Source organism: Streptomyces sp. NPDC007983 (genome assembly GCF_042958345.1).
Taxonomy (GTDB): Bacteria; Actinomycetota; Actinomycetes; order Streptomycetales; family Streptomycetaceae; genus Streptomyces.
The window spans coordinates 208,066-232,205 of sequence record NZ_JBIBJI010000003.1; the positions used below are offsets into that span (position 1 = coordinate 208,066).

Here is a 24,140-nt window from a genome sequence, read left to right on the forward strand (position 1 = left end):
GATCACTGTCAAGCACGTCCTGACCTCGATCTGCCAAATGTTCGCTCAAGACTCCGAGGCCGGGCACATCCTCGCCCGCCCGCCCCTTGACCCGGCTGTGAATCCGTTGCGAAAGTCCGCTCAACCCGCCACAACGCGGGTAGATAAACGGAGTTGGCGGCGTGTGTGCCGGGGCGGATCACCATGGGGGGCGCTACGCGATGACCAGTCCATCCCAGCTCACCGTGGCCGGGAAGGCCGCGCAGGCCGACGTGGGCGGACCGGGCGGCCAGCCGGCCGGCTTAAGCCCCCGTCAGCTGATGTGGCGGCGCTTCAAGCGCGACCGTACAGGCGTGGTCTCCGCCTGCGTCGTGCTGTTCTTCTTCGCCGTCGCCGTGCTGGCCCCGGTGATCTCCTCGCTGTACGGCAAGGATCCGTACACGACGTACGGCCTCGACCGGCCCGAGCTGCTGGATCCGCTCACCGGCTATCCGATGAAGCCCAACGGCGGCATCGACGGCGAGTTCTGGTTCGGCATCGAGCCCAAGCTCGGCCGGGACGTGCTGACGCAGCTGGTGTACGGCATCCGTACCTCGCTGCTGATCGGGCTGGCCGCGACGCTGCTGTCCACGCTCACCGGCATCGTCGTCGGCGTCGTCGCGGGCTATCTGGGCGGGCGCACGGACTACTTCCTGGGGCGGCTGATCGATCTGCTGCTGTCCTTCCCACAGCAGCTGTTCTTCGTCGCCTTCATGCCGGTGGTCACCGCGCTGTTCGTCAGCCCGCAGAAGGAGACCCCGACCTATTTCCGGGTGACGGCCCTGGTCACGGTGTTGTGGCTGCTGGGCTGGATGCAGCTGGCCCGGCTGCTGCGCGGTCAGGTGCTGTCGCTGCGGGAGCGCGAGTTCGTCGAGGCCGCGAAGGTGACGGGGGCCTCGCCGTGGCGGATCGTCCGCAAGGAGCTGCTGCCCAATCTGGGCACGCCGATCCTGGTGCAGTCCACGCTGATGCTGCCGAACTTCGTGACGACGGAGGCGGCCCTGTCGTTCCTCGGCGTCGGGGTGGTCGAACCGACCCCCGACTGGGGCCGGATGTTCGCCAAGGGCGCCAACTTCTACGAGGGCGACATCACCTACATGTTCTTCCCCGGCATCGCCATGGTGATCTTCGTCGTCGCCTTCAACCTGCTCGGGGACTCGGTCCGGGACGCCATGGACCCGAAGACCAGGCGCTGACCGGCGCCACACGGCAGACGCAGAGAACGGCAAGTGTTCCGTCCGACGAGGTCCAGCGAGGCAGGTGCATTCACCACCATGACGTTGAACAGCAGGCGCAGAGCACGTACCTATGCCGTCGCCCTGGCCGCGGGCGCGCTGGCGCTCTCGGCGTGCAGCAGCGGGGGCGGCTCGGGGACCGATGACTCCAGGGAACCGAAGATGAACGCCCAGGGGATCGCCCTGGGCAGCGCCGCCGACTCCACCGGGCCGGCCAAGGAGCTGCCGGGCGCGAAGAAGGGCGGCACGGTGTCGGTGCTCCAGCGCGATGCGTTCGAGCATCTGGATCCCGGCCAGATCTATGTCAGCGATGAGCTGATCATGCAGACCCTCTACAACCGGACCCTGACGAACTACCGGATCGACGACAAGACCGGGAAGGTCGAGGTGGTCGGCGACCTGGCGACCGACACCGGCAAGTCCTCCGACGGCGGCCGGACGTGGACGTACACGCTCAAGGACGGGCTGAAGTTCGAGGACGGCTCGCCGATCACCTCCAAGGACGTCCGACACGCCGTCGAGCGGCTCTACGCGCCGTATCAGACCAACGGCCCGACGTATCTGCAGCAATGGCTCTCGGGCGAGGGCCAGAAGTACCGCAAGGCGCTGCCGGACGGCCCGTACAAGGGCAAGCACCTGCCGAAGTCGGTGCTGGACACCCCGGACGCGAAGACGATCGTCTTCCACTTCGACCAGCCGCGGGCCGAGGTGCCGTTCGCCGTGGCCATGCCCAACATCGGCGCGGTGCCGCCGGGCAAGGACACCAAGGAGAAGTACGACAAGGCGCCGGTGGCCAGCGGCCCGTACAAAATCAAGAACTTCAAGCCGGGCAAGGGCATCCAGTTCGTCAAGAACGACCAGTGGGACCCCAAGACCGATCCGATACGCCATCAGTACGTGAACACCTTCGATGTCTCCTTCGGCCATCAGTGGGTGGACTCCACCCGCCGTCTCGTGGCCGACAAGGGCGCCGACAAGAACGGCATGACCTGGACCAACGCGGTCGATCCCTCGCAGATCTCGGCGGTCCTCAAGAACAAGGACGCGATGGCCCGGTCGATGACCGAGACCCAGCCGTTCGTGGACGTCGTCTCGATCAATACGGACCGGGTCAAGAACAAGAAGGTGCGCGAGGCGATCGCCTGGGCCTTCCCCAGCGGTCAGTACCTCCAGCAGTTCGGCGGTCCCAAAGCCGGTGAGATCGCGGGCGGTCTGGTCGGCCCGACGCTCAAGGGCTACGACCCCGGCTTCGACCCGTTCCAGAAGAAGAAGTACCCCGGCGGCAACGCCAAGAAGGCCAAGGAGCTGCTGAAGGAGGCCGGCAAGGAGGGCTACGAGCTGGTCTACGCCTACGGCAACGGCGACACCCACCAGGACGCCTCGGTCGTCGTCCAGCAGGCCCTGGAACGGGCCGGATTCAGGGTCCAGAAGAAGGAGATCGACCAGACCACCTACTACACCCAGGTCGGGAAGGTGGACAACAAGTACGACCTCTACCGGTCCTCCTGGTCCGCCGATTGGCCCTCCGCCTCGACCGTCGTCCCTCCGAGCTACGGCGGAGAGAACGTCTACAACGGCTCGGCGAACTACAGCCATCTGAACGTCCCGGCGGTCAACAAGGAGATCGACCGGATCGCGAAGGTCAGTGACCTGAACAAGGCCACCACGGAGTGGATCAAGCTCAGCGAGAAGGTCCTCACCGACCAGGTGCCCGCGGTCCCGACCTTCTACAACCGGCTGTTCACCCTCTGGGGCTCCGGCATCGGCGGGACGAAGTGGAACCCGATCTACGGGGCCGTGGACCCGACCGCCGTCTTCATCAAGTAGCGGCCGCCCCCGCCGAACCGAGCCGGTACCGTCCGGCCGCGCCGCCACCGCCGTAACGTCCGGCGCAGCGGCGCGGCCGGGGACCGCCCCGACCGGAAGATCCATGACGCCATGTTGAGATTCCTCGCCCGCCGGTCCCTCGGCGCGATCGTGATCCTCCTGCTGATCAGCGCGATCACCTTCTTCCTCTTCTTCGCCCTGCCCGCCGAGCCCGCCCGGCTGGCCTGCGGCAAGAGCTGCGACCCCGCCTCGCTCGCGATCATCAACAAGAACCTCGGCCTGGACCAGCCGGTCCCGGTGCAGTACGCGAAGTTCATGGTCGGGATCGTCGCCGGGCGCGACTTCGCGGTCGGGCACTGCTCCGCGCCCTGCTTCGGCTACTCCTTCGTCAGCCAGGAGCCGGTGTGGGGCACCATCGTCGACCGCTTCCCCACCACTCTCTCGCTCGCCATCGGCGGCGCCGCGGTGTTCCTGGTCTGCGGCATCGGCATCGGGATGGTCGCGGCCTGGCGGCGCGGCACCTGGATCGACAAGTTCTTCAGCTCGCTGTCGCTGCTGGGCGCGTCCCTGCAGATCTACTTCGTCGGCGTACTGTGCCTGGCCTGGTTCGTCAGCGGACTGGGAATCATGGAGCAGCCCGCCTACCACCCCTTCACCGACAATCCGGCGAAGTGGTTCAGCGGGATGCTGCTGCCCTGGCTGGTGCTCTCGCTGATCTTCATGGCCAACTACAGCCGGATGACCCGCTCCCAGATGGTCGAGCAGCTCCAGGAGGACCACGTCCGTACGGCCAGGGCCAAGGGGCTGTCCAGCCGTACGGTCTTCTTCCGCTACGCCTGGCGCGGCGCCATCGCCCCGATCATCACCATCTTCGGCATCGACCTCGGCTCGCTCTTCGGCGGGGCGATGGTCACCGAGTACACCTTCACCCTGCACGGCATCGGGCGGCTCGCCGTGGAATCCGTCCAGCTGACCGATCTGCCGATGCTGATGGGCGTGATGCTGGTCAGCGCCGCGGCCATCGTGGTGTTCAACATCCTGGTCGACGCCGCCTACGCCGTCATCGACCCGCGTGTACGCCTCGCCTAGAAGGACGCCGACGTGACCCCAGCCACCCCGACCGACAGCGCCTTTCTTTCCGTGACCGATCTGCACGTCCGCTTCGCCACCGAGGACGGCGTCGTCAAGGCCGTGGACGGCCTCTCCTTCGGCCTCGAACGCGGCCGGACGCTCGGCATCGTCGGCGAGTCAGGCTCCGGCAAGTCCGTCACCAACCTCACCGTGCTCGGCCTCCACGACCCGCGCACCACCACGGTCACCGGCACGATCCACCTCGACGGGCAGGAGCTGACCGGCGCGCCCGAGCGCACCCTGGAGAAGCTGCGCGGCAACACGATGGCGATGATCTTCCAGGATCCGCTGACCGCCCTCTCGCCGTACTACACGGTCGGCCGCCAGATCGCCGAGCCGTACCGCAAGCACACCGGCGCATCCAAGCGGGACGCCCGGCTGCGCGCCATCGAGATGCTGGCCAAGGTCGGCATCCCCAACCCGCGGCTGCGGGTGGACGACTATCCGCACCAGTTCTCCGGCGGGATGCGGCAGCGCGCCATGATCGCCATGGCGCTGGTCTGCGACCCCGACCTGCTGATCGCCGACGAGCCGACCACCGCCCTCGACGTCACCGTCCAGGCCCAGATCCTGGACCTTCTCAAGGAGCTCCAGCAGGAGTTCGGCTCCGCGATCATCCTCATCACCCACGACCTGGGCGTGGTCGCCAACACCGCCGACGACCTGCTGGTGATGTACGCGGGCCGGGCCGTCGAGCGCGGTACGGTCCGCGAGGTGCTGCGGGCGCCCCGGCACCCGTACACCTGGGGGCTGCTGAGCTCCATGCCCCGGCTGTCCTCCGCCGTCGACGAACCGCTCAGCCCCATCCCCGGCACCCCGCCGAGCCTCCTCGCCCCACCGCCCGGCTGCCCCTTCCACCCGCGGTGCGGCTACACGGCGGAGGTGGACGGCGAGCGGTGCCACGGGGTGCGGCCCGCGCTCCCGGACGGCCGGGGCGCCGCCTGTCACCTCGCCGCTGAGCGGAAGAGGACCCTCTTCATCGAGCAGATCAAGCCCCGGCTGGGCTAAGGAGCGCCGTACAGATGAGCATCGAGTCGGGCACCCCCGAACCCCTCCTGGTCGCGGAGAAGCTGACCAAGCACTTCCCGATCATGGGCGGCTTCCCCTTCCGGCGGAAGGTGGGCGCCGTCCAGGCCGTCGACGGCATCGACCTGACCGTGCACGCGGGCGAGAGCTTCGGGCTGGTCGGCGAGTCCGGCTGCGGCAAGTCCACCACCGGACGGCTGCTGACCCGGCTGCTGGAGCCCACCGCCGGGCGGATCACCTACCGGGGGCGGGACATCACCCACGCGGACCGCAAACAGCTCGCACCGGTCCGCTCCGAGATCCAGATGATCTTCCAGGATCCGTACTCCTCGCTGAACCCCCGGCAGACCGTCGGCACCATCATCTCCGGCCCGATGGAGATCAACGGCATCCGCCCGCCCGGCGGCCACGAGGCCCGGGTGCGGGAACTGCTGGAGACCGTCGGCCTCAACCCCGAGCACTACAACCGCTTCCCGCACGAGTTCTCCGGCGGCCAGCGCCAGCGCATCGGGGTCGCCCGCGCGCTCGCCCTCGAACCCCGGCTGATCGTCGCCGACGAGCCGGTCTCGGCGCTCGACGTCTCGATCCAGGCCCAGGTCGTCAACCTGCTCCAGCAACTCCAGCGCGAGCTGGGCATCGCCTTCCTCTTCATCGCCCACGACCTCGCCGTCGTACGGCACTTCTCGCAGCGCGTCGCGGTCATGTACCTCGGGAAGATCGTCGAGGTCGGCGACCGCGACTCCATCTACCGCCGCCCCCGCCACCCGTACACCCACGCCCTGCTGTCCGCCGTCCCGGACGCGGCCGTGGTGATGGCCGACGACGACGCGTCCGCCGGCACGGGCCGCGAACGCATCCGCCTCGCCGGCGACGTCCCCTCCCCCATCGCCCCGCCCTCCGGCTGCCGCTTCCGCACCCGCTGCTGGAAGGCCCAGGACCTCTGCGCGCGGCAGGAGCCGCCGCTGCTGCGCATCGAGGGCAACCGCGAGGGCCACCTGTCCGCCTGCCACTTCCCCGAGGCTCCCACCACCGAGGCCCGCGACCGGGACATCGTCCTGGACCCGGCGCTGTCCTAGGGGAGCCCGAAGCCGGATTTCCCTACAACTGCCCCAGGTTGCACATGAGTTGCTTGACCTGAACGCGGGGCGGCGCTTCTAATGAGCAGCCCGCTGCGAGACGCATGCGGGGCGGCTCTCAGGAATGCGGTGGGAAGTTGACTGTCCGCAAGCAAGACGCGTCGGGCGCGGCGTTCGGCGCGGGAGACGCGGCCGCGGCGGCGGAACCCGCCGAGCGGGAGGCCCCGGCCGCCCCCGACTCCTCCGGTCCGGCCACCCCCGCGCCGCGGGAGGCCGAGGCCGAGTCCGCGGCTGACAAGGGTGCCGATCCCGCCCCGGCTCCGGCATCGACATCCACTCCGGCTCCGGCTTCCGCATCGGCCTCGGCCGCGGCGGCTTCCCGCGTCTCACGCACCGAGGAGCACGAGGGCGGCAGCATCGCGGAAACCGCCACCGCGGGCGGCCCGGGTCCGTCCGCCGGGGCACCGGGGCCGGCGCAGCCGCCGGGCGGTCCGCGGCGGCCGGTGCTCGCGGGGGCCGCGATAGTCGGAGCGCTCTTGCTGGCCGTGCCGCTGCTCGTGGTGGCGGGGAAGCTCGGCTCCTCGGAGAAGGACGGCCGGGACGACTCGAAGGCGGCGACGAAGGTCCTCGAACGCGAAGGCGCGCGTGCCGGGGTGTACGAGGCGGCCTCCCCGGAACCCAGCCGGAGCCCTCAGAAGAAGCCGAAGTCCAAGGGGCCCAAGGCGCCGCCCCCCGCGGCCCGCTCCCCGCTCCCGTCCAAGGGCCCGAAGTCCGCCACGCCGACCAACGCCGCACACAAACCGTCCCCCAAGCGGACGTCCGCGAAGCCCGAGGACAAGAAGAGCGTCGCGGGGAGCGCGGGAGACGCTGCCTGGGGACCGAACAGCGAACTCTGCATGGGTGCGAGCTGGCCCTCGCGCGACGGGCGTACCGAGCTGCGGATGCAACAGGACGGCAACCTGGTCCTGTACCGGGACGGGCAGCCCGTCTGGGCCGCTCCGGACGCCCTGGGCCGCGGCAACTGCGCCACCTTGCAGACCGACGGAAACTTCGTGCTCTACGACCGCGACCACAACGCGGTCTGGGCGACGGGGATGGACCTGCACGCCACAAGCGCAAAAATCCAGAACGACGGCAACTTCTGCCTGTACAACGACGCGGGCGCCCCGGTGTGGGCGAGCCGCACGCAGCGCTGATCCCCCCGTCCACGTAGCCTGTTCCCGTGCCGGCCTCCCGTCTGCGTCGCGTCGCCGTCCTCGTGCTCGACGGCGCCAAACCGCTCGACGTCGGCATTCCCGCGCAGGTGTTCACGACCCGGGCGAGCATGCCGTACGAGGTGCGGGTGTGCGGCGCGGCGCCCGGGCTCGTGACGGGGGGCGACGGCTTGTCGTACCACGTCGCCCAGGGTCTCGACGCGCTCGCGTGGGCCGACATCGTGTTCATCCCCGGCTACCGGTTTCCGGACCGCGACGATCCGCCGGAGGCCGTCCGCGACGCGCTGATCGACGCCCACGACCGGGGCGCGCGGCTCGCCGCCATCTCGACGGGGGCCTTCGCGCTCGCCGCCACGGGCCTGCTCGACGGCAAGCGCGCCACGACGCACTGGCACTACACCCGGGCGCTCGCGGCGAAGCATCCCCTCGTCCAGGTCGACGAGAACGTTCTGTTCGTCGACGAGGGCAGCGTGCTGACGTCGGCCGGTGCGGCCTCGGGGATCGACCTGTGTCTGCACATTCTGCGCGGCGACCTCGGGGTGGCCGCGTCGAATCACGCGGCCCGGCGCCTGGTCGCGGCCCCGTACCGCAGCGGCGGTCAGGCGCAGTACGTGCCGCGCGGCGTGCCCGAGCCGCTGGGCGAGCGGTTCGCGGCGACCCGTGAGTGGGCGCTGAGCCGGCTCGGCGAGCCCCTCACGCTCGACGTGCTCGCCCGGCACGCGGCGGTGTCCGCGCGCACGTTCTCGCGGCGCTTCGCCGAGGACACCGGGTACACCCCGATGCAGTGGGTCATGCGCGCCCGCGTCGACGTCGCCCGTGAGCTGCTGGAACGTTCGGAGCGAAGCGTCGAGCAGATCGCCACCGACGTCGGTCTCGGCACCGGCGCCAATCTGCGGCTCCACTTCCAGCGCATCCTCGGCACCACGCCGACCGAGTACCGGCGCACGTTCACCCAAGGCGAGTAGCGGCCCACCCGCGTGGCGCGATCCTTGTGAACCGTGGCGCTCACGCCACTGCCACCACCGGATTCCGCCCGCGAGGCTGGTGACGAACCCAGACGAGCCGCAGAGACAGCAAGGGGCATTCATGACTCGCGTCGCCATCAACGGATTCGGCCGCATCGGGCGCAACGTGCTGCGCGCCCTGCTCGAACGCGACACCGACCTCGAGATCGTCGCCGTCAACGACCTCACCGAGCCCGCCACCCTCGCCCGGCTCCTCGCCTACGACTCCACGGCCGGCCGGCTCGGCCGCCCGGTGACCGTCGACGGCGACACCCTCGTCGTCGACGGCCGGCGCATCAAGGTGCTCGCCGAACGCGATCCGGCGCGGCTGCCGTGGTCCGAACTCGGCGTCGATGTCGCGCTGGAGTCCACCGGCCGCTTCACCTCGGCCAAGGCCGCCCGCGCCCACCTCGACGCGGGTGCGAAGAAGGTCCTGGTCAGCGCCCCGTCGGACGGCGCCGACGTCACGCTCGCCTACGGGGTGAACACCGACGCGTACGATTCGGAGCTGCACACGATCGTCTCGAACGCCTCCTGCACCACCAACGCGCTCGCGCCGCTGGCCGCCGTGCTCGACGAGCTGGCCGGTATCGAGCACGGCTTCATGACGACGGTGCACGCCTATACGCAGGAGCAGAACCTCCAGGACGGCCCGCACCGCGACGCCCGCCGCGCCCGCGCCGCCGGTGTCAACATCGTGCCGACCACGACGGGCGCCGCCAAGGCGATCGGCCTCGTGCTGCCGAACCTCGACGGCAAGCTGTCGGGTGACTCGATCCGCGTACCGGTTCCGGTGGGCTCGATCGTCGAGCTCAACACGACCGTCGCCCGCGATGTGACGCGCGACGACGTGCTGGCGGCGTACCGTGCAGCGGCGGAGGGGCCGCTGGCCGGCGTCCTCGAGTACTCGGACGACCCGCTCGTGTCGTCCGACATCACCGGCAACCCGGCCTCGGCCATCTTCGACTCGGCCCTCACCCGCGTCGACGGCCGCCACATCAAGGTGGTCGCCTGGTACGACAACGAGTGGGGCTTCTCGAACCGCGTGATCGACACGCTCGAACTCCTCGCCGGCCGCTGACGGGCGGCGCCGGCCGTCAGCGGAAGCGCGAGAAGACGTGGGCGCGGCCGACGGGGACGAAGCCGCGGCGGGCGTACCAGAGCCGCGGCCAGTCCTCGCCGTCGGCCACGAGGAAGCGCAGGGCGCATCCGGCGGCCGACGCGCGCTGGAGGGCGCCGGACAGCACGGCGTTCGCGTGGCCGCGGCGGCGGAAGGGTTCGGCGGCGGCCACCTCCTCGATCTGGGCGATGCCGTCGGCGGGTTCCATGTAGAGGTCGGCCCAGGCGACGACGTCGCCGTTCTCCTCGTGGGCGGCCAGGAAGGACACCACCTCGGCCCCGTCCCGCCGGGCCTCGCGCCGCCCCACGAGCTGGCGCACCGTCTCCTCGTCCGCGTCCGGCATCCACCGGCGCTGCTGCGCCGCCAGGGCCCGCCACAGCGGGCCGTACGGAGCGGGCCCCAGGTCAAGCTCCATGACGTCTTGCCGCTCCGGCTCCGGCACGGGCCCGGTGTGGGTCATGACCACCTCGACCGCGTGCTCGTACCCCGCCAGGGTCATCGTGGGCGCGGCGGCGAGCCCGAGCCGGTCGTCGTGAACGGTGATCCGGCGATGCGGCATCCCCGCCATGGCCGCGTCGGCGACGGCGGGAAGCTCCGTCGGCTCGACGGGCCCGTCGATGTGGATCTGGTTGTGCTCGTGCGAGCGCGCGTACCGGTCGTGCCGGACCAGGAACCCGCCCGGCACCGGCCTGACCTCGGCGGACTGGCGGCGGGCGAAGAGCAGCCGGAAGTCGACGGCGCGCTGAAGGTCGTTCTGCGGCATGGTCCGGATCGTAGGCGTCCGGCCACGGTCTAGCCGACCGGGGCGCGCTCCTCCGCGAAGTGGCAGGCCGACGGGTGGGCGGCGGCACCCGTCAGGTCCGGCGGCACCGCCAGCCCCGGCGCCTCCGCCGCGCAGCGGGGACGCGCCTTCCAGCAGCGGGTGCGGAAGCGGCAGCCGGTGGGCGGGTCGGCCGGGGAGGGGACGTCGCCGGTGAGCAGGATGCGCTGGTGGCGGGCGCGGGCCTCGGGGTCGGGGACGGGGACGGCGGACAGCAGGGCCTGGGTGTACGGATGGGTCGGGTGGTCGTAGATCTCGGTGCCGGTGCCGGTCTCCGCGAAGCGGCCCAGGTACATCACGGCGACCCGGTCGGAGATGTGCCGGACCACGGACAGGTCGTGGGCGATGAAGACGTAGGCGAGGCCGAATTCGTCCTGGAGGCGTTCGAGCAGGTTGACCACCTGTGCCTGTACCGAGACGTCCAGCGCCGACACCGGCTCGTCCGCGACGATGATCTCGGGGCGCAGGGCGAGGCCGCGGGCGATGCCGATGCGCTGGCGCTGACCGCCGGAGAACTGGTGCGGATAGCGGTTGATGTGCCCGGGGTCGAGGCCGACGACGTCCAGCAGGTCCTGGATCGCGCGGCGGCGGTCGCCCCTGGGGGCGGCCTCGGGGTGGATCTCGTACGGTTCGCCGACGATGTCCCCCACCGTCATGCGGGGGTTGAGCGAGGTGTACGGGTCCTGGAAGACCATCTGGATGTTGCGGTGAACGGCCCGCAGTGCGCGCCCGGACAGCCGCGCGATGTCCTCGCCCCGGTAGCGGATCGAACCGGCGGTCGGCCGCTCCAGGCCGACCAGCAGCCGGGCGAGGGTGGACTTGCCGCACCCGGACTCGCCGACGATGCCGAGGGTCTCGCCGCGCCGCAGGTCGAAGGAGACCGTGTCGACCGCCCGGACCGCGCCGGTCCGCCGCTTGACCAGGACGCCGCGGGTGAGCGGATAGAGCTTGGCGAGCCCGCGTACTTCGAGGACGGCCGGGGCGGGGTCAGCCCCCGAGGGGACCGACGGTACCGGCGGTGCCGAGGGGGTCGAGGGGGTCGAGGCCATGCAGCTCCTCCTTCCAGAAGTGGCAGGCGCTGGCCCGCCCGTTGGCCTTCGCATCCGTCGCCCCGGTGTCCGTCACCTCGTACAGCGGCGGCCGGTCGGTGCGGCAGAGGTCGCGGGCGCGCGGGCAGCGGGGGTTGAACGGGCACCCCGGGGGGACCGCGAGCGGGCTGGGCGGCAGCCCCTTGATCGCGTACAGCTCGCCGCCCCGCTGGTCCACGCGCGGGATGGAGTCGAGGAGTCCGCGGGTGTACGGGTGGGCGGGGCGCCGGTACAGGTCGCGCACCGGCGCGGTCTCCACGATCCGGCCCGCGTACATCACGGCGATGGTGTCGGCGACGTCGGCGACCACGCCCAGCTCGTGGGTGATGAGGATGAGCCCCATGGCGTACTCACGGCGCAGCTCCGCCAGCAGGTCCATGACCTGGGCCTGGACGGTGACGTCGAGCGCGGTGGTCGGCTCGTCGGCGATGATCAGCTCCGGCTCCAGCGCGATCGCCATGGCGATCATGATGCGCTGGCGCATCCCGCCGGAGAACTGATGCGGATAGTCCCCGGCCCGCGCCGCCGCTGCCGGGATGCGGACCCGGTCCATCAGCTCGACGGCCCGCGCCCGGGCGTCCTTGCGCGACATGCCGCGGTGCACCTGGTACATCTCGGCGAGCTGGGCGCCCACCGGGAGCACCGGGTTGAGGGCGGACAGCGCGTCCTGGAAGATCATCGCCATCTTGGCGCCGCGGATCCGGCGGCGCTCCTCGCGGCTGAGGGTCAGCAGATCGCGCCCCTGGAAGAACACCTTGCCGCCGGTGACGAAGGCGGGCGGGGAGTCGAGGATGCCCATGATGGCCTGGGCGGTGACGGACTTCCCCGACCCCGACTCGCCCAGCACGGCCAGCGTCCGCCCGGCGTCGACGGCGTAGCTCACCCCGCCGACGGCCTCGGCGACGCCGTCGCGGGTGCGGAAGGCGACGCGCAGGTCCCGTACGTCCAGCAGGCGGGCCACGGCTAGCGCAGCTTCGGGTCGAGGGCGTCGCGCACCGCGTCGCCGAGCATGATGAAGGCGAGCACGGTGATGCTGAGCGCCGCCGCGGGCCACAGCAGCATGTGCGGGGCGTTGCGGATCTGGGTGGACGCGGACGAGATGTCGATGCCCCAGGAGACGGTGGGCGGTTTCAGCCCCACGCCGAGGAAGGACAAGGTGGCCTCCAGCGCGATGTACGTGCCGAGCGCGATGGTCGCGACGACGATCACGGGGGCGACGGCGTTGGGCGCGATGTGCCGCAGCAGCATCCGGCCGTTGCTCGCCCCGAGGGTGCGCGCCGCGAGCACGTAGTCCTGGTGTTTGACGGTGACGACCGAGCCGCGGGCGATACGGGAGATCTGCGGCCAGCCCAGCAGCACGATGAAGCCCACCACCGGCCACACCGAACCACTGGTGACCACCGACAGGAAGACCAGCCCGCCGAGCAGGATCGGGATGCCGAAGAAGACGTCGGCGATCCGCGAGAGCAGCGCGTCCCACCAGCCGCCGAAGAATCCGGCGAGGCCACCGAGCACGCTGCCGAGCAGCGCGGCGCCCGCGGTGGCGCAGATGCCGACGGTGATGGAGGCGCGGGCGCCGTAGACGGTGCGGGTGTAGACGTCCCGGCCCTGGAGGTCGAAGCCGAAGGGGTGGCCGGAGGCCGGGCCGTCCTGCGCCTTGGCCAGGTTGCCCTGGTACGGATTGCCGTCCGCGATCAGCTGCGGCCAGACCGCGATGGTGACGAGGAAGAGGATGACCAGCGCGGAGAGGACGAAGACGGGGTTGCGGCGCAGATCGTGCCAGGCGTCGGACCACAGCCCGCGGGAGCCCTGCCCCGGGCCCGCGGCGGCCGGGCGGCGCGCGGCGCGGCTGAGGCGCGGGCGGAGGCGCATGCGCAGGCGCGGGAGGGTGCGGCGGCGCCACGGTCGGCTCCGTGGGCCGCCCTCCAGGGTCGCGGTGCCGGTGGCGGCGAGGTCGACCGGCTGGTCCGAGGGCGTATCGGAGCACGTTTCAAAAGACTCAAGGGGTTCAAAGGGCTCAGGCATACCGGATCCTCGGGTCGAGCATGGCGTAGAGGAGGTCGACGAGCAGATTGGCGAGCAAGAAGACGATCACCAGGATGGTGACGAAGCCGACCACGGTCGGCGAGTTCTGGCGCAGGATGCCCTGGTAGAGCTGGTAGCCCACGCCATGGATGTTGAAGATCCGCTCGGTGACGATGGCCCCGCCCATGAGCGCGCCGACATCGGTGCCGATGAAGGTCACCACCGGGATCAGCGAGGTGCGCAGCAGATGCCGGACGACGATCCGGCGGCGCGGCAGCCCCTTGGCGACGGCGGTGCGGACGTAGTCGGCGCGGGCGTTCTCCACGAGCGAGGTACGGGTGAGGCGGGTGGTGTACGCGAGGGACACCAGCCCCAGCACCACGCCGGGCAGCAGCAGTTCGGTGAACGGCGCCTCGGGCGCGACGGACGGCCGGGCCCAGCCCCACCGCACGCCGAACACGTACTGCAGCACGGTGCCGCTGACGAACGTCGGGATGGACACCACGACCAGGGTGAGCAGCAGCACCGAGGTGTCCAGGCCCCGGCCGCGGCGCAGTCCGCCGAGCACGCCGAGGGTGATGCCGAGCGCCATCTCGAAGACGACGGCGACGACGGTGAGCCGCAGGGTGACGGGGAAGGCCCCGGCCATCAGCTCGGTGACGGGCTGTCCGTTGAAGGCCGTGCCGAAGTGGCCGCCGAAGACCTGCCCCATGTAGTGGACGTACTGGCTCCACAGCGGTTCGTCGAGGTAGAGGTCCTTGCGGATGCGGGCCGCTGTGGCGGGGTCGGGGGCCTTGTCGCCGAACAGGGCGGCGACCGGGTCGCCGAGCGCGTAGACCATGAAGAAGATCAGGAAGGTGGCGCCGAGGAAGACCGGGATCATCTGCAGCAGCCGCCGCAGCACATAGCGGCTCATGGCTCAGCCGACCCTGATCTGGTGGTAGACGGGCACGCTGAACTGGTTCAGCGTCACATCGTGGAGCCGGGAGGCGTAGCCCGCGCTGCCGTTCTGGTACCACAGCGGGATCGCGGGCATCTGCCGGGCGAGGATCTTCTCGGCGTCCTGGAAGGCGGTGATGGCCGTCGTGTCGGCGGGGGCGGCGTTGGCCCGGTTCACCAGCCGGTCGAAGCCGGCGCTGCTCCAGTGGCCGTCGTTGGAGGAGGCGTCCGTGTAGTACAGCGGCTGGAGGAAGTTCTGGATCAGCGGATAGTCCATCTGCCAGCCCGCCCGGAAGGGGCCGGTCATCCGCTTCCCGGCCATCTTGTTGCGGTAGTCGGCGAAGGTGCCGACCGGTTTGCCGACGCACGCCCGGTCGCTGCGCAGCACGGTGTTGACGCTGTTGCAGACGGCGTCGACCCAGTCCTTGTGGGAGCCGGTGTCGGCGTTGTACGTGATCGTCATCCGGCCGCCGGGCAGCCCGCCGCCCTCCCGGATGAGCTTGCGCGCCCGGTCCGGGTCGTAGGTGCAGGCGTCCCCGCACAGCCCGGGCTGGTAGCCGCCCTGCCGTCGCAGCACCGGGGAGGTCCAGTCGGTGGCGGGGGTGCGGGTGCCGCGGAAGATCCGGTCGGTGATCTGCGCGCGGTTGATCGCCATGGAGATGCCGCGGCGCAGCTTCGCCCGCGCGGGCCCGCTCCACGCCCGGTCGTACATGGGGAAGGTGAGGGTCTGGATGATCCCGGCGGGCTGGTTGATGTAGCGGTTGCCGAGGTCTGAGCGGACGAACTTCAGCTGCTGGGCCGGGACGTCGTCCACCAGATCGAGATTGCCCGCCTGGAGGTCGGTGTAGGCGGTGTTGCTGTCGGTGTAGACGCGGAGGTCGACGCCTTTGTTACGGGCCTTGTCGGGGCCCTGATAACCGCCCCAGGCCCGCAGCTTCATGACCGAGCCCTTGTCGTACGACCGCACCTGGTAGGGGCCGTTGCCGACGGGCTTCCTCAGCCAGGCCCCGTGGTCGGTGAAGAAGGCGCGGGGCAGCGGCGCGTAGGCGTTGTAGCCGAGCGTCTTGGGCCAGGAGGAGAACTTCTGGGTGAGCCGGACGGTGAAGGTCCGCTCCCCCGTCACCCGCAGCCCGGAGAGCGTCCGGGCGGTGGGGCGGCCGGTGGCGGGGTGGACCTTGTCGTACCCCTCGATGTACTCGAAGAAGTAGGCGTTGCGCTGCTTGTTGTCGAGCAGGGCCCCGTAATTCCAGGCGTCCACGAAGGACTTCGCGGTGACCTTCTCCCCGTTGCCGAAGCGCCGCCCCTTCTTGATGGTGACGGCGTACGTGCGCTGGTCGTCGGTGGTGATACGGTCCGCGAGCGCGTCCTTGGCCTCACCGGTGGCCGGGTCGTACCGCTTGAGCCCCCGGAAGATCATGTCGAGGACCTTGCCGCCCTGGACGTCGTTGGTGTTGGCGGGCTCCAGCGGGTTCGGCGGATCGCCCCAGGAGGAGCGGACGATTCCCTCGGCCGAACCGGAGTCGCCACCGCAGCCCGCCACGGCCGGGACGGCGGTCACGCAGAGGGCGCACAGGACGCACCGCACACGCATGGCGCGCCTGATACGCATGACGCGCTGGGCTCCGCGCATGGCGCCTCCCGAGGACCCGGTCCAAGATCCGCCTTAGGCCCTCATCACACACCGGGGCAGGGCGGCGCGCACGCCGGTGACCGCTGTCCGTGGCAGCGGCCCGGTGGCACCAGGAAACGCCATTGGTAAAGCGCGAGCCGAGCGGTACGTCCCGCGCTCGGCAAGCGCTTTCTATGCCACTGTGGCCCATGATTCCCGGCGATTCAAGCTCCTGTTCGAAAATTTTAATCGATTCAAGTCCACCGCTTGCTGTCCGGAACGCCGATGGAACGCCGAAGGGCGGCGTCCTCCGACGTGGTGTCGGTGGACGCCGCCCCGGGTGGGACGAGGTGCGGGAGGCCGCCCGCGTGTTCATGCCGGGTTATTTCGGTTCGCGCTTGAACGAGGCGGTCGACCAGCGGTAGCCGAGCACTGCCAGGCCGATGGACCAGGCGACCGCGAGCGACCCGTTGTGTCCGATTTCGGTGCCGAGGAGCAGGCCGCGCAGGGTTTCGATGGCGGGTGTGAAGGGCTGGTACTCGGCGATGGGCTGGAACCAGCCGGGCATCGCGTCGATCGGGGTGAAGGCGCTGGAGATGAGCGGCAGGATGATCAGCGGCATCGCGCTGTTGCTGGCCGCCTCGGCGTTCGGACTGACCATGCCCATCCCGACCGCGATCCAGGTGAGCGCCAGGGCGAAGAGCGCGAGCAGCCCGAACGCCGCCAGCCACTCCAGGGGCGAGGCGTCCGTGGAACGGAAGCCGATGGCCACGGCGACGATGCCGACGAGGACCACGCTGGCGATCGACTGCAGGACGCTGCCGACGACGTGCCCGATGAGGACGGACCCGCGGTGGATGGCCATGGTGCGGAAGCGGGCGATGATGCCCTCGGACATGTCGATGGAGACGGACACCGCGGCCCCGATGACGGTGCTGCCGATGGTCATCAGCAGGATGCCGGGGACGACGTAGGCGATGTAGCCGGAGCGGCCGGCGCCGCCGCCGGCGATGCCGGCGCTCATCGTGTCGCCGAAGATGTAGACGAAGAGCAGGAGCAGCATGACGGGTGTGAGCAGCAGGTTCAGGGTCAGCGACGGGTAGCGCCGGGCGTGCAGGAGGTTGCGGCGGAGCATCGTGGCCGCGTCGCGTACGGCGAGGGAGATCCGGGACGGGCGGGTGGGGGCCAGGGGGCCCGGGCGGGTGGGAGCAAGGGAGGTGCTCATCGGACAGTCTCCTTGGGCTGGTTCTTCTGGGCGGGCACGCTGGAGCCGGTGAGGGCGAAGAACACGTCGTCGAGGTCGGGGGTGTGCACGGTCAGCTCGTCGGCCTCGATGCCGGCGGTCTCCAGCCGGTCGAGGATGGAGCGCAGCTCGTGCTGGCTGCCGTCGCTGGGGAGCTGCAGGGCCAGCGCCTGGTCGTCGGGAGTGGCGTCGCGCAGGGCGACGGCGGCGGACTGGTAGGCGGCCGGGTCGGTGAAGCGCAGCCGTACGTATCCGCCGGGAATGAGCCGCTTCAGCTCATCGGCGCTCCCCTCGGCGGCGATCCGGCCGTTGCTCAGGACCGCGATGCGGTCGGCCAGTTCGTCGGCCTCCTCCAGGTACTGGGTGGTGAGGAAGACGGTGACGCCGCCGGAGACCAGCTCGCGGATGATCTCCCACATGCTGCGGCGGGAGCGCGGGTCCAGGCCGGTGGTCGGCTCGTCGAGGAAGATGATCCGCGGGCTGCCGACCAGCGTCATGGCGATGTCCAGGCGGCGCTTCATGCCGCCGGAGTAGCCGGCGGCGGGCTCCTTCGCCGCCTCCACCAGGTCGAACCGCTCCAGCAGTTCGGCGGTGACCCACCGCCCCTCGCGCCTGGACAGGTGGTGCAGGTCCGCCATGAGGAGCATGTTCTCCTCGCCGGTGATCAGCCCGTCGACGGCGGAGAACTGCCCGGTGACGCCGATCGCGGCGCGCACCGCCTGCGGGTCGGCGGCCAGGTCGTGGCCGCCGACGTGCACGGACCCGGCGTCGGCGCCGATGAGGGTGGAGAGGATCTTGACGGCGGTGGTCTTGCCGGCGCCGTTCGGGCCGAGCAGGGAGAAGACCGTTCCGGCCGGCACCGCGAGGTCGATGCCGTCGAGCACGAGCTTGTCGCCGTAGGACTTGCGCAGCCCGTTCGCCGCGATGGCCAAGCTGGTCATGGGAGGGGGCTCCTTCTAGAGGCTGCGGGCGGTGATGTCGCCCTTGGAGACGGTGGCGTGGATGTCGAGCTCGTCGGTGCCGTCGTTCTTGAGCTGGTTGATGACGCGGCCGTAGTAGGTGCGGGCGTCCAGGGAGGCCGAGACGCCGGGGGCGGCGACCACCGAGATGTCGCCGGACTGGGTGCGGAGCACGACCGAGCCGCGCCCGGCCTCGCCGATCCGGATGTCACCTCTCTGGGTGCTGATCTCCGCGGAGCCGCCCAGCCTGCCGACCTCGACGTCGCCGTCGGTCGCGGTGAGGCGGACGCTCGCGGCCTCGTCGATCTTGATCTGGCGGTACGCGCCGTCGAAGGCGACGTCGCCGAGGCGTCCGACGGCCCGGAATTCGGTGGCGGCCGCCTTCGCCTCGACGCGGGAACCGGCGGGCAGCTGGACCGTCACCTCGATGGATCCGGAGGGGCCCAGGCGCTGGCTCTTCGCCGGGACCCCGATCCGCAGGATTCCGTCGGCATAGGCGATCTCGGTCTGCTCCGCCGCCTTCACATCGCGGCCCTTCGAGGCCTTCGCGGGCCGGACCTCGACCGCGGTGTCGGCCCGGTCGGCGGCGATGATCTGGACGCGCCCCGCGGGAATGTCCAGGACTGCGGAGATCGGGGTGGGGGTGTCGAACTTCTGCATCGTTCTCTCCCTGCGTCTCATCGTTTCTGACATGAGAAACGCTACGTTGCATTCACAATCTCGGCAATGCACTCGTTGCAGCGAAGTGGCATCTACGCAGCTCAAGACCATAAAATCGTTGCAGTAACCCTGAAGCGCAATGCAACAACAGCCCACCGCGCGTTGCAATGAATTGGACGTGAACGCTATGCTGGCCACCTCACGGAACACCAAGGAGGTAGCGATGCCGGGAGGCAGGCTCACCCAGCAGGACCGCCAGCAGATCGCGCTGGGGCTGGCCGACGGCCTCGCGTACGCGGAGATCGCCAGAGGTCTCGAGCGTCCGACCTCGACGATCACGCGTGAGGTGATGCGCAACGGCGGCCCCACCGGATACCGCGCGGACCTGGCCCACCGCGCCACCGAACGGCGCGCCCACCGGCGCAGGCCCGCCTCGTCCCGAGGGCCGGACCCGGCTCCCCAGCCCCACGGGCGCGACGCCGAGGCCGTCCGTGAGTACGAGGAGCTGTTCACGACCGTCATGATTCAATCGGGCCTGCCCAAGATGATGGCGCGGGTGATGGTCTGTCTCCTCACCACCGATTCCGGCAGCCTGACGGCATCCGAACTCGCCCAGCGCCTTCAGGTCAGCCCGGCGACCATCTCCAAATCGATCACCTTCCTGGAGAGCCAGACCCTCGTCCGCAGGGAACGCGACGAACGGCGCCGCGAGCGCTACGTCGTCGACGACGACATCTGGTACCAGTCGATGGTCGCCAGCGTCCGGTCCCTCACCCAGCAGGTCGAGATCGCACGGCAGGGCGTCGGCGTCCTCGGCCCCGGCACCCCGGCCGCCGTCCGCCTGGAGAACGTCGCCCGCTTCCTCGACTTCGTCGGCGAGAGCCTCGCCCGCGCCGCGGAGCAGGCCCGCGACATCCTCTCCACGAAAGCGGCCGGCGACGACGAGGGCCCGCCCGGACCGTAGAGCTACGGTCCGGGCGGGCCCTTGTCGTGTACTGCGCCCCGCGGGGGCGTTAGGCGTGCACCACGTCCTTCTCCTCGGCGAAGTGGCACGCCGACTCGTGCGCCGCGAGGGAGTCCGTGCCGGCGAAGCGCTCGGGGATGGCGAGCAGCGGCACCTCCTTGGCGCACTTGTCCTCGGCCTTCCAGCAGCGGGTGCGGAAGCGGCAGCCGGAGGGCGGGTTGGCCGGGGAGGGCACGTCGCCGGTGAGGATGATGCGCTCCCGGCCCTCCCGCGACTCCGGGTCGGGGACCGGGACGGCGGACAGCAGGGCCTGGGTGTACGGGTGGGTCGGGTGGTCGTAGATCTCGGCGTCGGTGCCGATCTCGGCCATCTTCCCCAGGTACATCACGCCGACCCGGTCGGAGATGTGGCGGACGATGGACAGGTCGTGGGCGATGAAGATGTAGGACAGGTTGAACTCGTCCTGCAGCTTCTCCATCAGGTTGATGACCTGCGCCTGCACGGACACGTCCAGCGCCGAGACCGGCTCGTCGCAGATGATGATCTCCGGGTTGAGCGCGAGGCCGCGGGCGATGCCGATGCGCTGGCGCTGACCGCCGGAGAACTGGTGCGGATAGCGGTTGATGTACTCGGGGTTGAGGCCGACGACGTCCAGCAGGTCCTGGACCTTGCGCCGGCGGTCGCCCTTGGGCGCGGCCTCGGGGTGGATCTCGTACGGCTCGCCGATGATGTCGCCCACCGTCATGCGGGGGTTGAGCGAGGTGTACGGGTCCTGGAAGACCATCTGGATGTTGCGGCGGACGGCCCGCAGGGCGCGCCCGGACAGCTTGGTGATGTCCTGGCCCTTGTAGAACACCTCGCCCGCGGTGGCGGTCTCCAGGGTCATCAGCAGCTTGGCGACGGTGGACTTGCCGCAGCCGGACTCGCCGACGATGCCGAGCGTCTCGCCCTGGTAGAGGTCGAAGGAGACGCCGTCGACCGCCTTGACCGCGCCGACCTGCTTCTTGAAGAGGATGCCCTGGGTCAGCGGGAAGTGCTTGACCAGGTTGCGCACCTGGAGGATCGGCTCTCCGCGGTCGACATGTGCGTCGAGGGCGGCCACGGCCTCGTCCTCGGTGGCGGCGTCGACCGTCGTCACCTCGGTGACGTTGGGGGTGGCGTCGGCGGGGGCCGCGTCAGCCGGTTCCACGGCCTTGTCGTTCTTCTCCGTCTCAGCCATGGATGGTCTCCTTCCAGAAGTGGCACGCGCTGCCACGGCCCGGCAGCTCGGTGCCGTCCTGCTCGGTGACCGACGCCAGCGGCGGGACCTCGGTGCGGCAGATGTCCTGGGCCTTGGGGCAGCGCGGGTTGAAGGCGCAGCCCGTGGGGATCTTGAGCAGGTTGGGCGGCAGGCCCTTGATCGCGTACAGCTCCTGGCCCTTGTGGTCCAGCCGCGGGATCGAGTCGAGCAGTCCCTTGGTGTACGGGTGGGCGGGGCGCTTGTACAGCTCGTGCACGGGCGCGGTCTCGACGATCCGGCCCGCGTACATCACCGCGATCTTGTCGGCGACGTCCGCGACCACGCCCAGGTCATGGGTGATCAGGATCAGGCCCATGTTGTACTCGCGCTGCAACTCCGCGAGCAGGTCCATCACCTGGGCCTGAACGGTCACGTCGAGCGCGGTGGTCGGCTCGTCGGCGATGATCAGGTCCGGCTCCAGGGCCAGCGCCATGGCGATCATGATGCGCTGGCGCATACCGCCGGAGAACTGGTGCGGGTAGTCGTTCACCCGCTCCTTGGCGGCCGGGATGCGGACCCGGTCCATCAGCTCGATGGCCTTGGCCTTGGCTTCCTTCTTGGACAGCCCCTGGTGGACCCGGAACATCTCGCCGAGCTGATAGCCGACGGAGAGCACCGGGTTCAGCGCGGAGAGCGCGTCCTGGAAGATCATGGCGATCCGGCGGCCGCGGATCTTCCGGCGGTCCTCGGGGGCCATGGTGAGCATGTCCTCGCCACGGAAGAGGATCTGGCCCTGCGGGATCTTGCCGGGCGGCATGTCCAGGATGCCCATGATGGCCTGCGCCGTCACGGACTTGCCGGAGCCGGACTCGCCGAGCACGGCGAGGGTCTCGCCCGCGCTGACGGAGTAGTTGACGCCGTTGACGGCCTTGGCGACGCCGTCCCGGGTGTGGAACTCCACGTGCAGGTCGCGGACTTCCAGCAGCGGGCCGCCGTTGTCCTCGACGCGCGCGGAGGGTTCCGCGCCGGTCTTCTCGATGGTGGTCACGTACGCCTCCCTCAGCGCAGCTTGGGGTCGAAGGCGTCGCGCACCGCGTCGCCGAGCAGGATGAACGACAGCACGGTCAGGCTCAGGAAGGTGGCCGGGACGAGCAGGACGTGCGGGGCGTCCCGCAGCACGTTCTGCGCGTCCGAGATGTCCACGCCCCACGAGACCGTGGACTGCAGGCCGATGCCCAGGTAGGACAGGGTGGCCTCGGCGGAGACGAAGCCGCCGAGCGCGATGGTGGCCACGACGATCACCGGGGCGAGGGCGTTGGGCAGGATGTGCCGGAGCAGGATGCGGCCGGTCCCGGCGCCCAGCGCCCGGGCCGCCGTCACGAAGTCGGCCTGCTTCTGGGTGATGACCGCGCCGCGCATCACGCGGGCGAGCGGCATCCAGCCGAAGGTGGCGAGGGCGAGCACCACGGTCCAGATCGTGCGGTGGGTGAACGCCTGCAGCAGCACCATGCCGCCGAGCAGCAGCGGGATGCCGAAGAAGATGTCGGTGAGCCGGGAGAGCAGGGTGTCGATCCAGCCGCCGAAGTATCCCGCGAACATGCCGATCAGACCGCCGACGAGGGTGACCCCGAGGGTCACGCAGACGCCGATGATGACCGAGGCGCGGGCGCCGTAGATGGTCCGGGCGTAGACGCTCTGGCCCTGGCCGTTGTAGCCGAACCAGTCCGGCTGGAAGAAGTGCCCCCACGCCGGCTTGCCGAGGTAGTGGTTGCGCAGATCGGCGTAGCCCGGGTCGGTGCTGGTGAACAGGCTGGGCAGGGCCGCCATCACCAGGAAGAGCACCAGCAGCACGGCGGAGACCCAGAAGATGGGATTGCTGCGCAGTTCTCGCCAGGCGTCCTGGCCCAGGCTGCGTGCCTTGGTGATCTCGCTGCCGCCCGGCAGGGGCGCTTCGGCTGCCGCCGATACGGGGCCGGCCTCGGGGGCCTGAGTTGGGTTAAGCATAGCGAATCCTCGGGTCCAGGACTGCGTACAAGAGATCGACGACCAGACTGCTCAGCAGGTAGACGAGCACGAGCACGGTCACGATGCCGACGACGGTGGGACCCTCACTGGTCTGGATGGCCCGGAAGAGGGTGTTGCCCACGCCCTGGATGTTGAAGATGCCCTCGGTGACGATCGCGCCGCCCATGAGGGTGCCGAGGTCGGTGCCGAGGAACGTGACGACAGGGATGAGCGAGTTGCGCATCAGATGGACGCCGATGATCCGGCGCCGCGGCAGCCCCTTGGCGAGGGCGGTGCGCATGTAGTCGGCGCGCAGGTTCTCCACCACGGTGGTCCGGGTGAGCCGGGACACGTAGGCCAGCGAGAGGGCGCCCAGCACCAGGGCCGGTGCGAAGAGCTGCCCGATGTCCATGGAGTCCTGGACGGTCGGGGTGATGACCTTCCATTTGAGCCCGAACAGGAACACGGTGACGAAGCCGATCACGAACACCGGGATCGAGGTCACGATCAGGGTGAACACCAGCACGAACCGGTCCAGGAACTTGCCGCGCATCAGGCCGGTCACCACACCGAGGGTGACGCCGATGACGATCTCGATGCCGAAGGCGAGAAGCGCGAGCCGGATGGTGACCGGGAAGGCGTCGGCCATCAGGTCGGCGACCGGGCGGCCGGTGAAGCTCTGCCCGAAGTCACCCCGGAACAGCCCGGTGATGTAGTCCCAGTACTGGGTCAGCAGGGGCTTGTCCAGACCGAATTGATGGCGCAGTCTCTCGACCGTGGCGGGGTCGGATGCCCGCGGGCCGAAGAGCGCTTTGACGGGATCGCCGGGCAGCGAATACACCATCAGAAAGATGAGCAGTGTGGTCCCGATGAAGACCGGGATCATCTGGAGCAGTCGCCTCGCGACGTATCGCCCCATGGGTGTCCTCCTGTCGCCGACGCGCCCGGCGACCGCCCGT

At 70.1% G+C, this 24,140-nt stretch carries 22 protein-coding genes; 9 read left to right on the forward strand and 13 right to left on the reverse strand.

Features of this window, described 5'->3' with window-relative positions; translation table 11 throughout:
- The first annotated feature begins 200 nt into the window (after positions 1-200).
- The 8 genes from ACFZCY_RS09915 (at position 201) to gap (ending at position 9,612) form a co-directional block, all read left to right on the forward strand.
- Positions 201-1,214 carry an ABC transporter permease subunit gene (locus tag ACFZCY_RS09915; protein WP_391170796.1) on the forward strand — a complete coding sequence of 338 codons (1,014 nt, stop codon included), beginning with the start codon at positions 201-203 and terminating at the stop codon, positions 1,212-1,214.
- Between the two features lie 78 nt (positions 1,215-1,292).
- The gene (locus ACFZCY_RS09920) at positions 1,293-3,080 is read left to right on the forward strand and encodes an ABC transporter substrate-binding protein (protein WP_391170798.1); all 1,788 of its coding nucleotides are present in this window, start codon (positions 1,293-1,295) and stop codon (positions 3,078-3,080) included.
- 111 nt (positions 3,081-3,191) lie between these two features.
- Positions 3,192-4,169: an ABC transporter permease subunit gene (locus tag ACFZCY_RS09925; RefSeq protein WP_391170800.1), complete on the forward strand. Its 978-nt coding sequence runs from the start codon at positions 3,192-3,194 to the stop codon at positions 4,167-4,169.
- Between the two features lie 12 nt (positions 4,170-4,181).
- A complete protein-coding gene (locus tag ACFZCY_RS09930) occupies positions 4,182-5,219 on the forward strand; it encodes an oligopeptide/dipeptide ABC transporter ATP-binding protein (RefSeq protein WP_391170803.1) in 1,038 nt (345 codons plus the stop codon).
- 14 nt (positions 5,220-5,233) lie between these two features.
- Complete coding sequence (locus ACFZCY_RS09935) at positions 5,234-6,313, forward strand: oligopeptide/dipeptide ABC transporter ATP-binding protein (RefSeq protein WP_391170805.1); 1,080 nt, start codon at positions 5,234-5,236, stop codon at positions 6,311-6,313.
- Positions 6,314-6,450: 137 nt separating this feature from the next.
- Positions 6,451-7,509, forward strand: coding sequence for a hypothetical protein (locus ACFZCY_RS09940; RefSeq protein WP_391170807.1), 1,059 nt, complete (start codon positions 6,451-6,453; stop codon positions 7,507-7,509).
- A 26-nt stretch (positions 7,510-7,535) separates the two neighbouring features.
- The gene (locus ACFZCY_RS09945) at positions 7,536-8,492 is read left to right on the forward strand and encodes a DJ-1/PfpI family protein (protein WP_391170809.1); all 957 of its coding nucleotides are present in this window, start codon (positions 7,536-7,538) and stop codon (positions 8,490-8,492) included.
- Between the two features lie 121 nt (positions 8,493-8,613).
- Entirely contained in the window at positions 8,614-9,612 is a 999-nt protein-coding gene (gene gap, locus ACFZCY_RS09950) for a type I glyceraldehyde-3-phosphate dehydrogenase (RefSeq protein ID WP_391170811.1), read from the forward strand.
- Positions 9,613-9,628: 16 nt separating this feature from the next.
- Here gap and ACFZCY_RS09955 read toward each other — a convergent pair whose 3' ends face one another.
- The 9 genes from ACFZCY_RS09955 to ACFZCY_RS09995 form a co-directional block, all read right to left on the reverse strand.
- Positions 9,629-10,414, reverse strand: coding sequence for a GNAT family N-acetyltransferase (locus ACFZCY_RS09955; protein ID WP_391170814.1), 786 nt, complete (start codon positions 10,412-10,414; stop codon positions 9,629-9,631).
- A 29-nt stretch (positions 10,415-10,443) separates the two neighbouring features.
- Complete coding sequence (locus ACFZCY_RS09960; RefSeq protein ID WP_391170816.1) at positions 10,444-11,520, reverse strand: dipeptide ABC transporter ATP-binding protein; 1,077 nt, start codon at positions 11,518-11,520, stop codon at positions 10,444-10,446.
- The gene (locus tag ACFZCY_RS09965; RefSeq protein ID WP_391170818.1) at positions 11,459-12,520 is read right to left on the reverse strand and encodes an oligopeptide/dipeptide ABC transporter ATP-binding protein; all 1,062 of its coding nucleotides are present in this window, start codon (positions 12,518-12,520) and stop codon (positions 11,459-11,461) included. Before ACFZCY_RS09965 ends, ACFZCY_RS09960 begins: the two co-directional genes overlap by 62 nt.
- A 2-nt stretch (positions 12,521-12,522) precedes the next feature.
- Positions 12,523-13,584, reverse strand: coding sequence for an ABC transporter permease subunit (locus tag ACFZCY_RS09970; RefSeq protein WP_391170820.1), 1,062 nt, complete (start codon positions 13,582-13,584; stop codon positions 12,523-12,525).
- Positions 13,577-14,500, reverse strand: coding sequence for an ABC transporter permease subunit (locus tag ACFZCY_RS09975; RefSeq protein WP_391170822.1), 924 nt, complete (start codon positions 14,498-14,500; stop codon positions 13,577-13,579). The genes ACFZCY_RS09970 and ACFZCY_RS09975 overlap by 8 nt, the downstream gene beginning before the upstream one ends.
- A 3-nt stretch (positions 14,501-14,503) precedes the next feature.
- Positions 14,504-16,126 (reverse strand): ABC transporter substrate-binding protein, encoded by a 1,623-nt coding sequence (locus ACFZCY_RS09980; RefSeq protein WP_391172097.1) that lies wholly within the window; start codon positions 16,124-16,126, stop codon positions 14,504-14,506.
- Positions 16,127-16,514: 388 nt separating this feature from the next.
- The gene (locus tag ACFZCY_RS09985) at positions 16,515-17,357 is read right to left on the reverse strand and encodes an ABC transporter permease (protein WP_391170824.1); all 843 of its coding nucleotides are present in this window, start codon (positions 17,355-17,357) and stop codon (positions 16,515-16,517) included.
- A complete protein-coding gene (locus tag ACFZCY_RS09990; RefSeq protein WP_391170827.1) occupies positions 17,354-18,316 on the reverse strand; it encodes an ATP-binding cassette domain-containing protein in 963 nt (320 codons plus the stop codon). Before ACFZCY_RS09990 ends, ACFZCY_RS09985 begins: the two co-directional genes overlap by 4 nt.
- Positions 18,317-18,331: 15 nt before the next feature.
- Positions 18,332-18,994, reverse strand: a complete 663-nt coding sequence (locus ACFZCY_RS09995) for a DUF4097 family beta strand repeat-containing protein (RefSeq protein WP_391170829.1) — start codon at positions 18,992-18,994, stop codon at positions 18,332-18,334.
- Between the two features lie 223 nt (positions 18,995-19,217).
- Here ACFZCY_RS09995 and ACFZCY_RS10000 point away from each other — a divergent pair, with 223 nt between their 5' ends.
- Positions 19,218-19,958, forward strand: a complete 741-nt coding sequence (locus ACFZCY_RS10000) for a helix-turn-helix domain-containing protein (RefSeq protein ID WP_391170831.1) — start codon at positions 19,218-19,220, stop codon at positions 19,956-19,958.
- Positions 19,959-20,007: 49 nt separating this feature from the next.
- Here ACFZCY_RS10000 and ACFZCY_RS10005 read toward each other — a convergent pair whose 3' ends face one another.
- The 4 genes from ACFZCY_RS10005 to ACFZCY_RS10020 are packed head-to-tail and all read right to left on the reverse strand — an operon-like array spanning position 20,008 to position 24,100.
- On the reverse strand, positions 20,008-21,177 hold the full coding sequence (locus tag ACFZCY_RS10005) for a dipeptide ABC transporter ATP-binding protein (protein ID WP_391170833.1): 1,170 nt from the start codon (positions 21,175-21,177) through the stop codon (positions 20,008-20,010).
- The gene (locus tag ACFZCY_RS10010; protein ID WP_391170835.1) at positions 21,170-22,225 is read right to left on the reverse strand and encodes an oligopeptide/dipeptide ABC transporter ATP-binding protein; all 1,056 of its coding nucleotides are present in this window, start codon (positions 22,223-22,225) and stop codon (positions 21,170-21,172) included. Before ACFZCY_RS10010 ends, ACFZCY_RS10005 begins: the two co-directional genes overlap by 8 nt.
- 11 nt (positions 22,226-22,236) lie before the next feature.
- Positions 22,237-23,181, reverse strand: a complete 945-nt coding sequence (locus tag ACFZCY_RS10015) for an ABC transporter permease subunit (RefSeq protein WP_391170837.1) — start codon at positions 23,179-23,181, stop codon at positions 22,237-22,239.
- Positions 23,174-24,100 (reverse strand): ABC transporter permease subunit, encoded by a 927-nt coding sequence (locus ACFZCY_RS10020; protein WP_391170839.1) that lies wholly within the window; start codon positions 24,098-24,100, stop codon positions 23,174-23,176. Before ACFZCY_RS10020 ends, ACFZCY_RS10015 begins: the two co-directional genes overlap by 8 nt.
- Positions 24,101-24,140: the final 40 nt, after the last annotated feature.

Excerpts from the sequence above, each read along its gene's own strand:
- ACFZCY_RS10000 (WP_391170831.1), top strand. The coding sequence starts at position 19,218 with ATGCCGGGAGGCAGGCTCACCCAGCAGGACCGCCAGCAGATCGCGCTG.
- ACFZCY_RS09925 (WP_391170800.1), top strand. The coding sequence starts at position 3,192 with ATGTTGAGATTCCTCGCCCGCCGGTCCCTCGGCGCGATCGTGATCCTC.
- ACFZCY_RS09960 (WP_391170816.1), bottom strand. The coding sequence starts at position 11,520 with ATGGCCTCGACCCCCTCGACCCCCTCGGCACCGCCGGTACCGTCGGTC.
- ACFZCY_RS09995 (WP_391170829.1), bottom strand. The coding sequence starts at position 18,994 with ATGCAGAAGTTCGACACCCCCACCCCGATCTCCGCAGTCCTGGACATT.
- ACFZCY_RS09955 (WP_391170814.1), bottom strand. The coding sequence starts at position 10,414 with ATGCCGCAGAACGACCTTCAGCGCGCCGTCGACTTCCGGCTGCTCTTC.
- gap (WP_391170811.1), top strand. The coding sequence starts at position 8,614 with ATGACTCGCGTCGCCATCAACGGATTCGGCCGCATCGGGCGCAACGTG.
- ACFZCY_RS10020 (WP_391170839.1), bottom strand. The coding sequence starts at position 24,100 with ATGGGGCGATACGTCGCGAGGCGACTGCTCCAGATGATCCCGGTCTTC.
- ACFZCY_RS09990 (WP_391170827.1), bottom strand. The coding sequence starts at position 18,316 with ATGACCAGCTTGGCCATCGCGGCGAACGGGCTGCGCAAGTCCTACGGC.
- ACFZCY_RS09970 (WP_391170820.1), bottom strand. The coding sequence starts at position 13,584 with ATGCCTGAGCCCTTTGAACCCCTTGAGTCTTTTGAAACGTGCTCCGAT.
- ACFZCY_RS09920 (WP_391170798.1), top strand. The coding sequence starts at position 1,293 with ATGACGTTGAACAGCAGGCGCAGAGCACGTACCTATGCCGTCGCCCTG.
- ACFZCY_RS09935 (WP_391170805.1), top strand. The coding sequence starts at position 5,234 with ATGAGCATCGAGTCGGGCACCCCCGAACCCCTCCTGGTCGCGGAGAAG.
- ACFZCY_RS10015 (WP_391170837.1), bottom strand. The coding sequence starts at position 23,181 with ATGCTTAACCCAACTCAGGCCCCCGAGGCCGGCCCCGTATCGGCGGCA.
- ACFZCY_RS09985 (WP_391170824.1), bottom strand. The coding sequence starts at position 17,357 with ATGAGCACCTCCCTTGCTCCCACCCGCCCGGGCCCCCTGGCCCCCACC.
- ACFZCY_RS09915 (WP_391170796.1), top strand. The coding sequence starts at position 201 with ATGACCAGTCCATCCCAGCTCACCGTGGCCGGGAAGGCCGCGCAGGCC.
- ACFZCY_RS09975 (WP_391170822.1), bottom strand. The coding sequence starts at position 14,500 with ATGAGCCGCTATGTGCTGCGGCGGCTGCTGCAGATGATCCCGGTCTTC.
- ACFZCY_RS10005 (WP_391170833.1), bottom strand. The coding sequence starts at position 21,177 with ATGGCTGAGACGGAGAAGAACGACAAGGCCGTGGAACCGGCTGACGCG.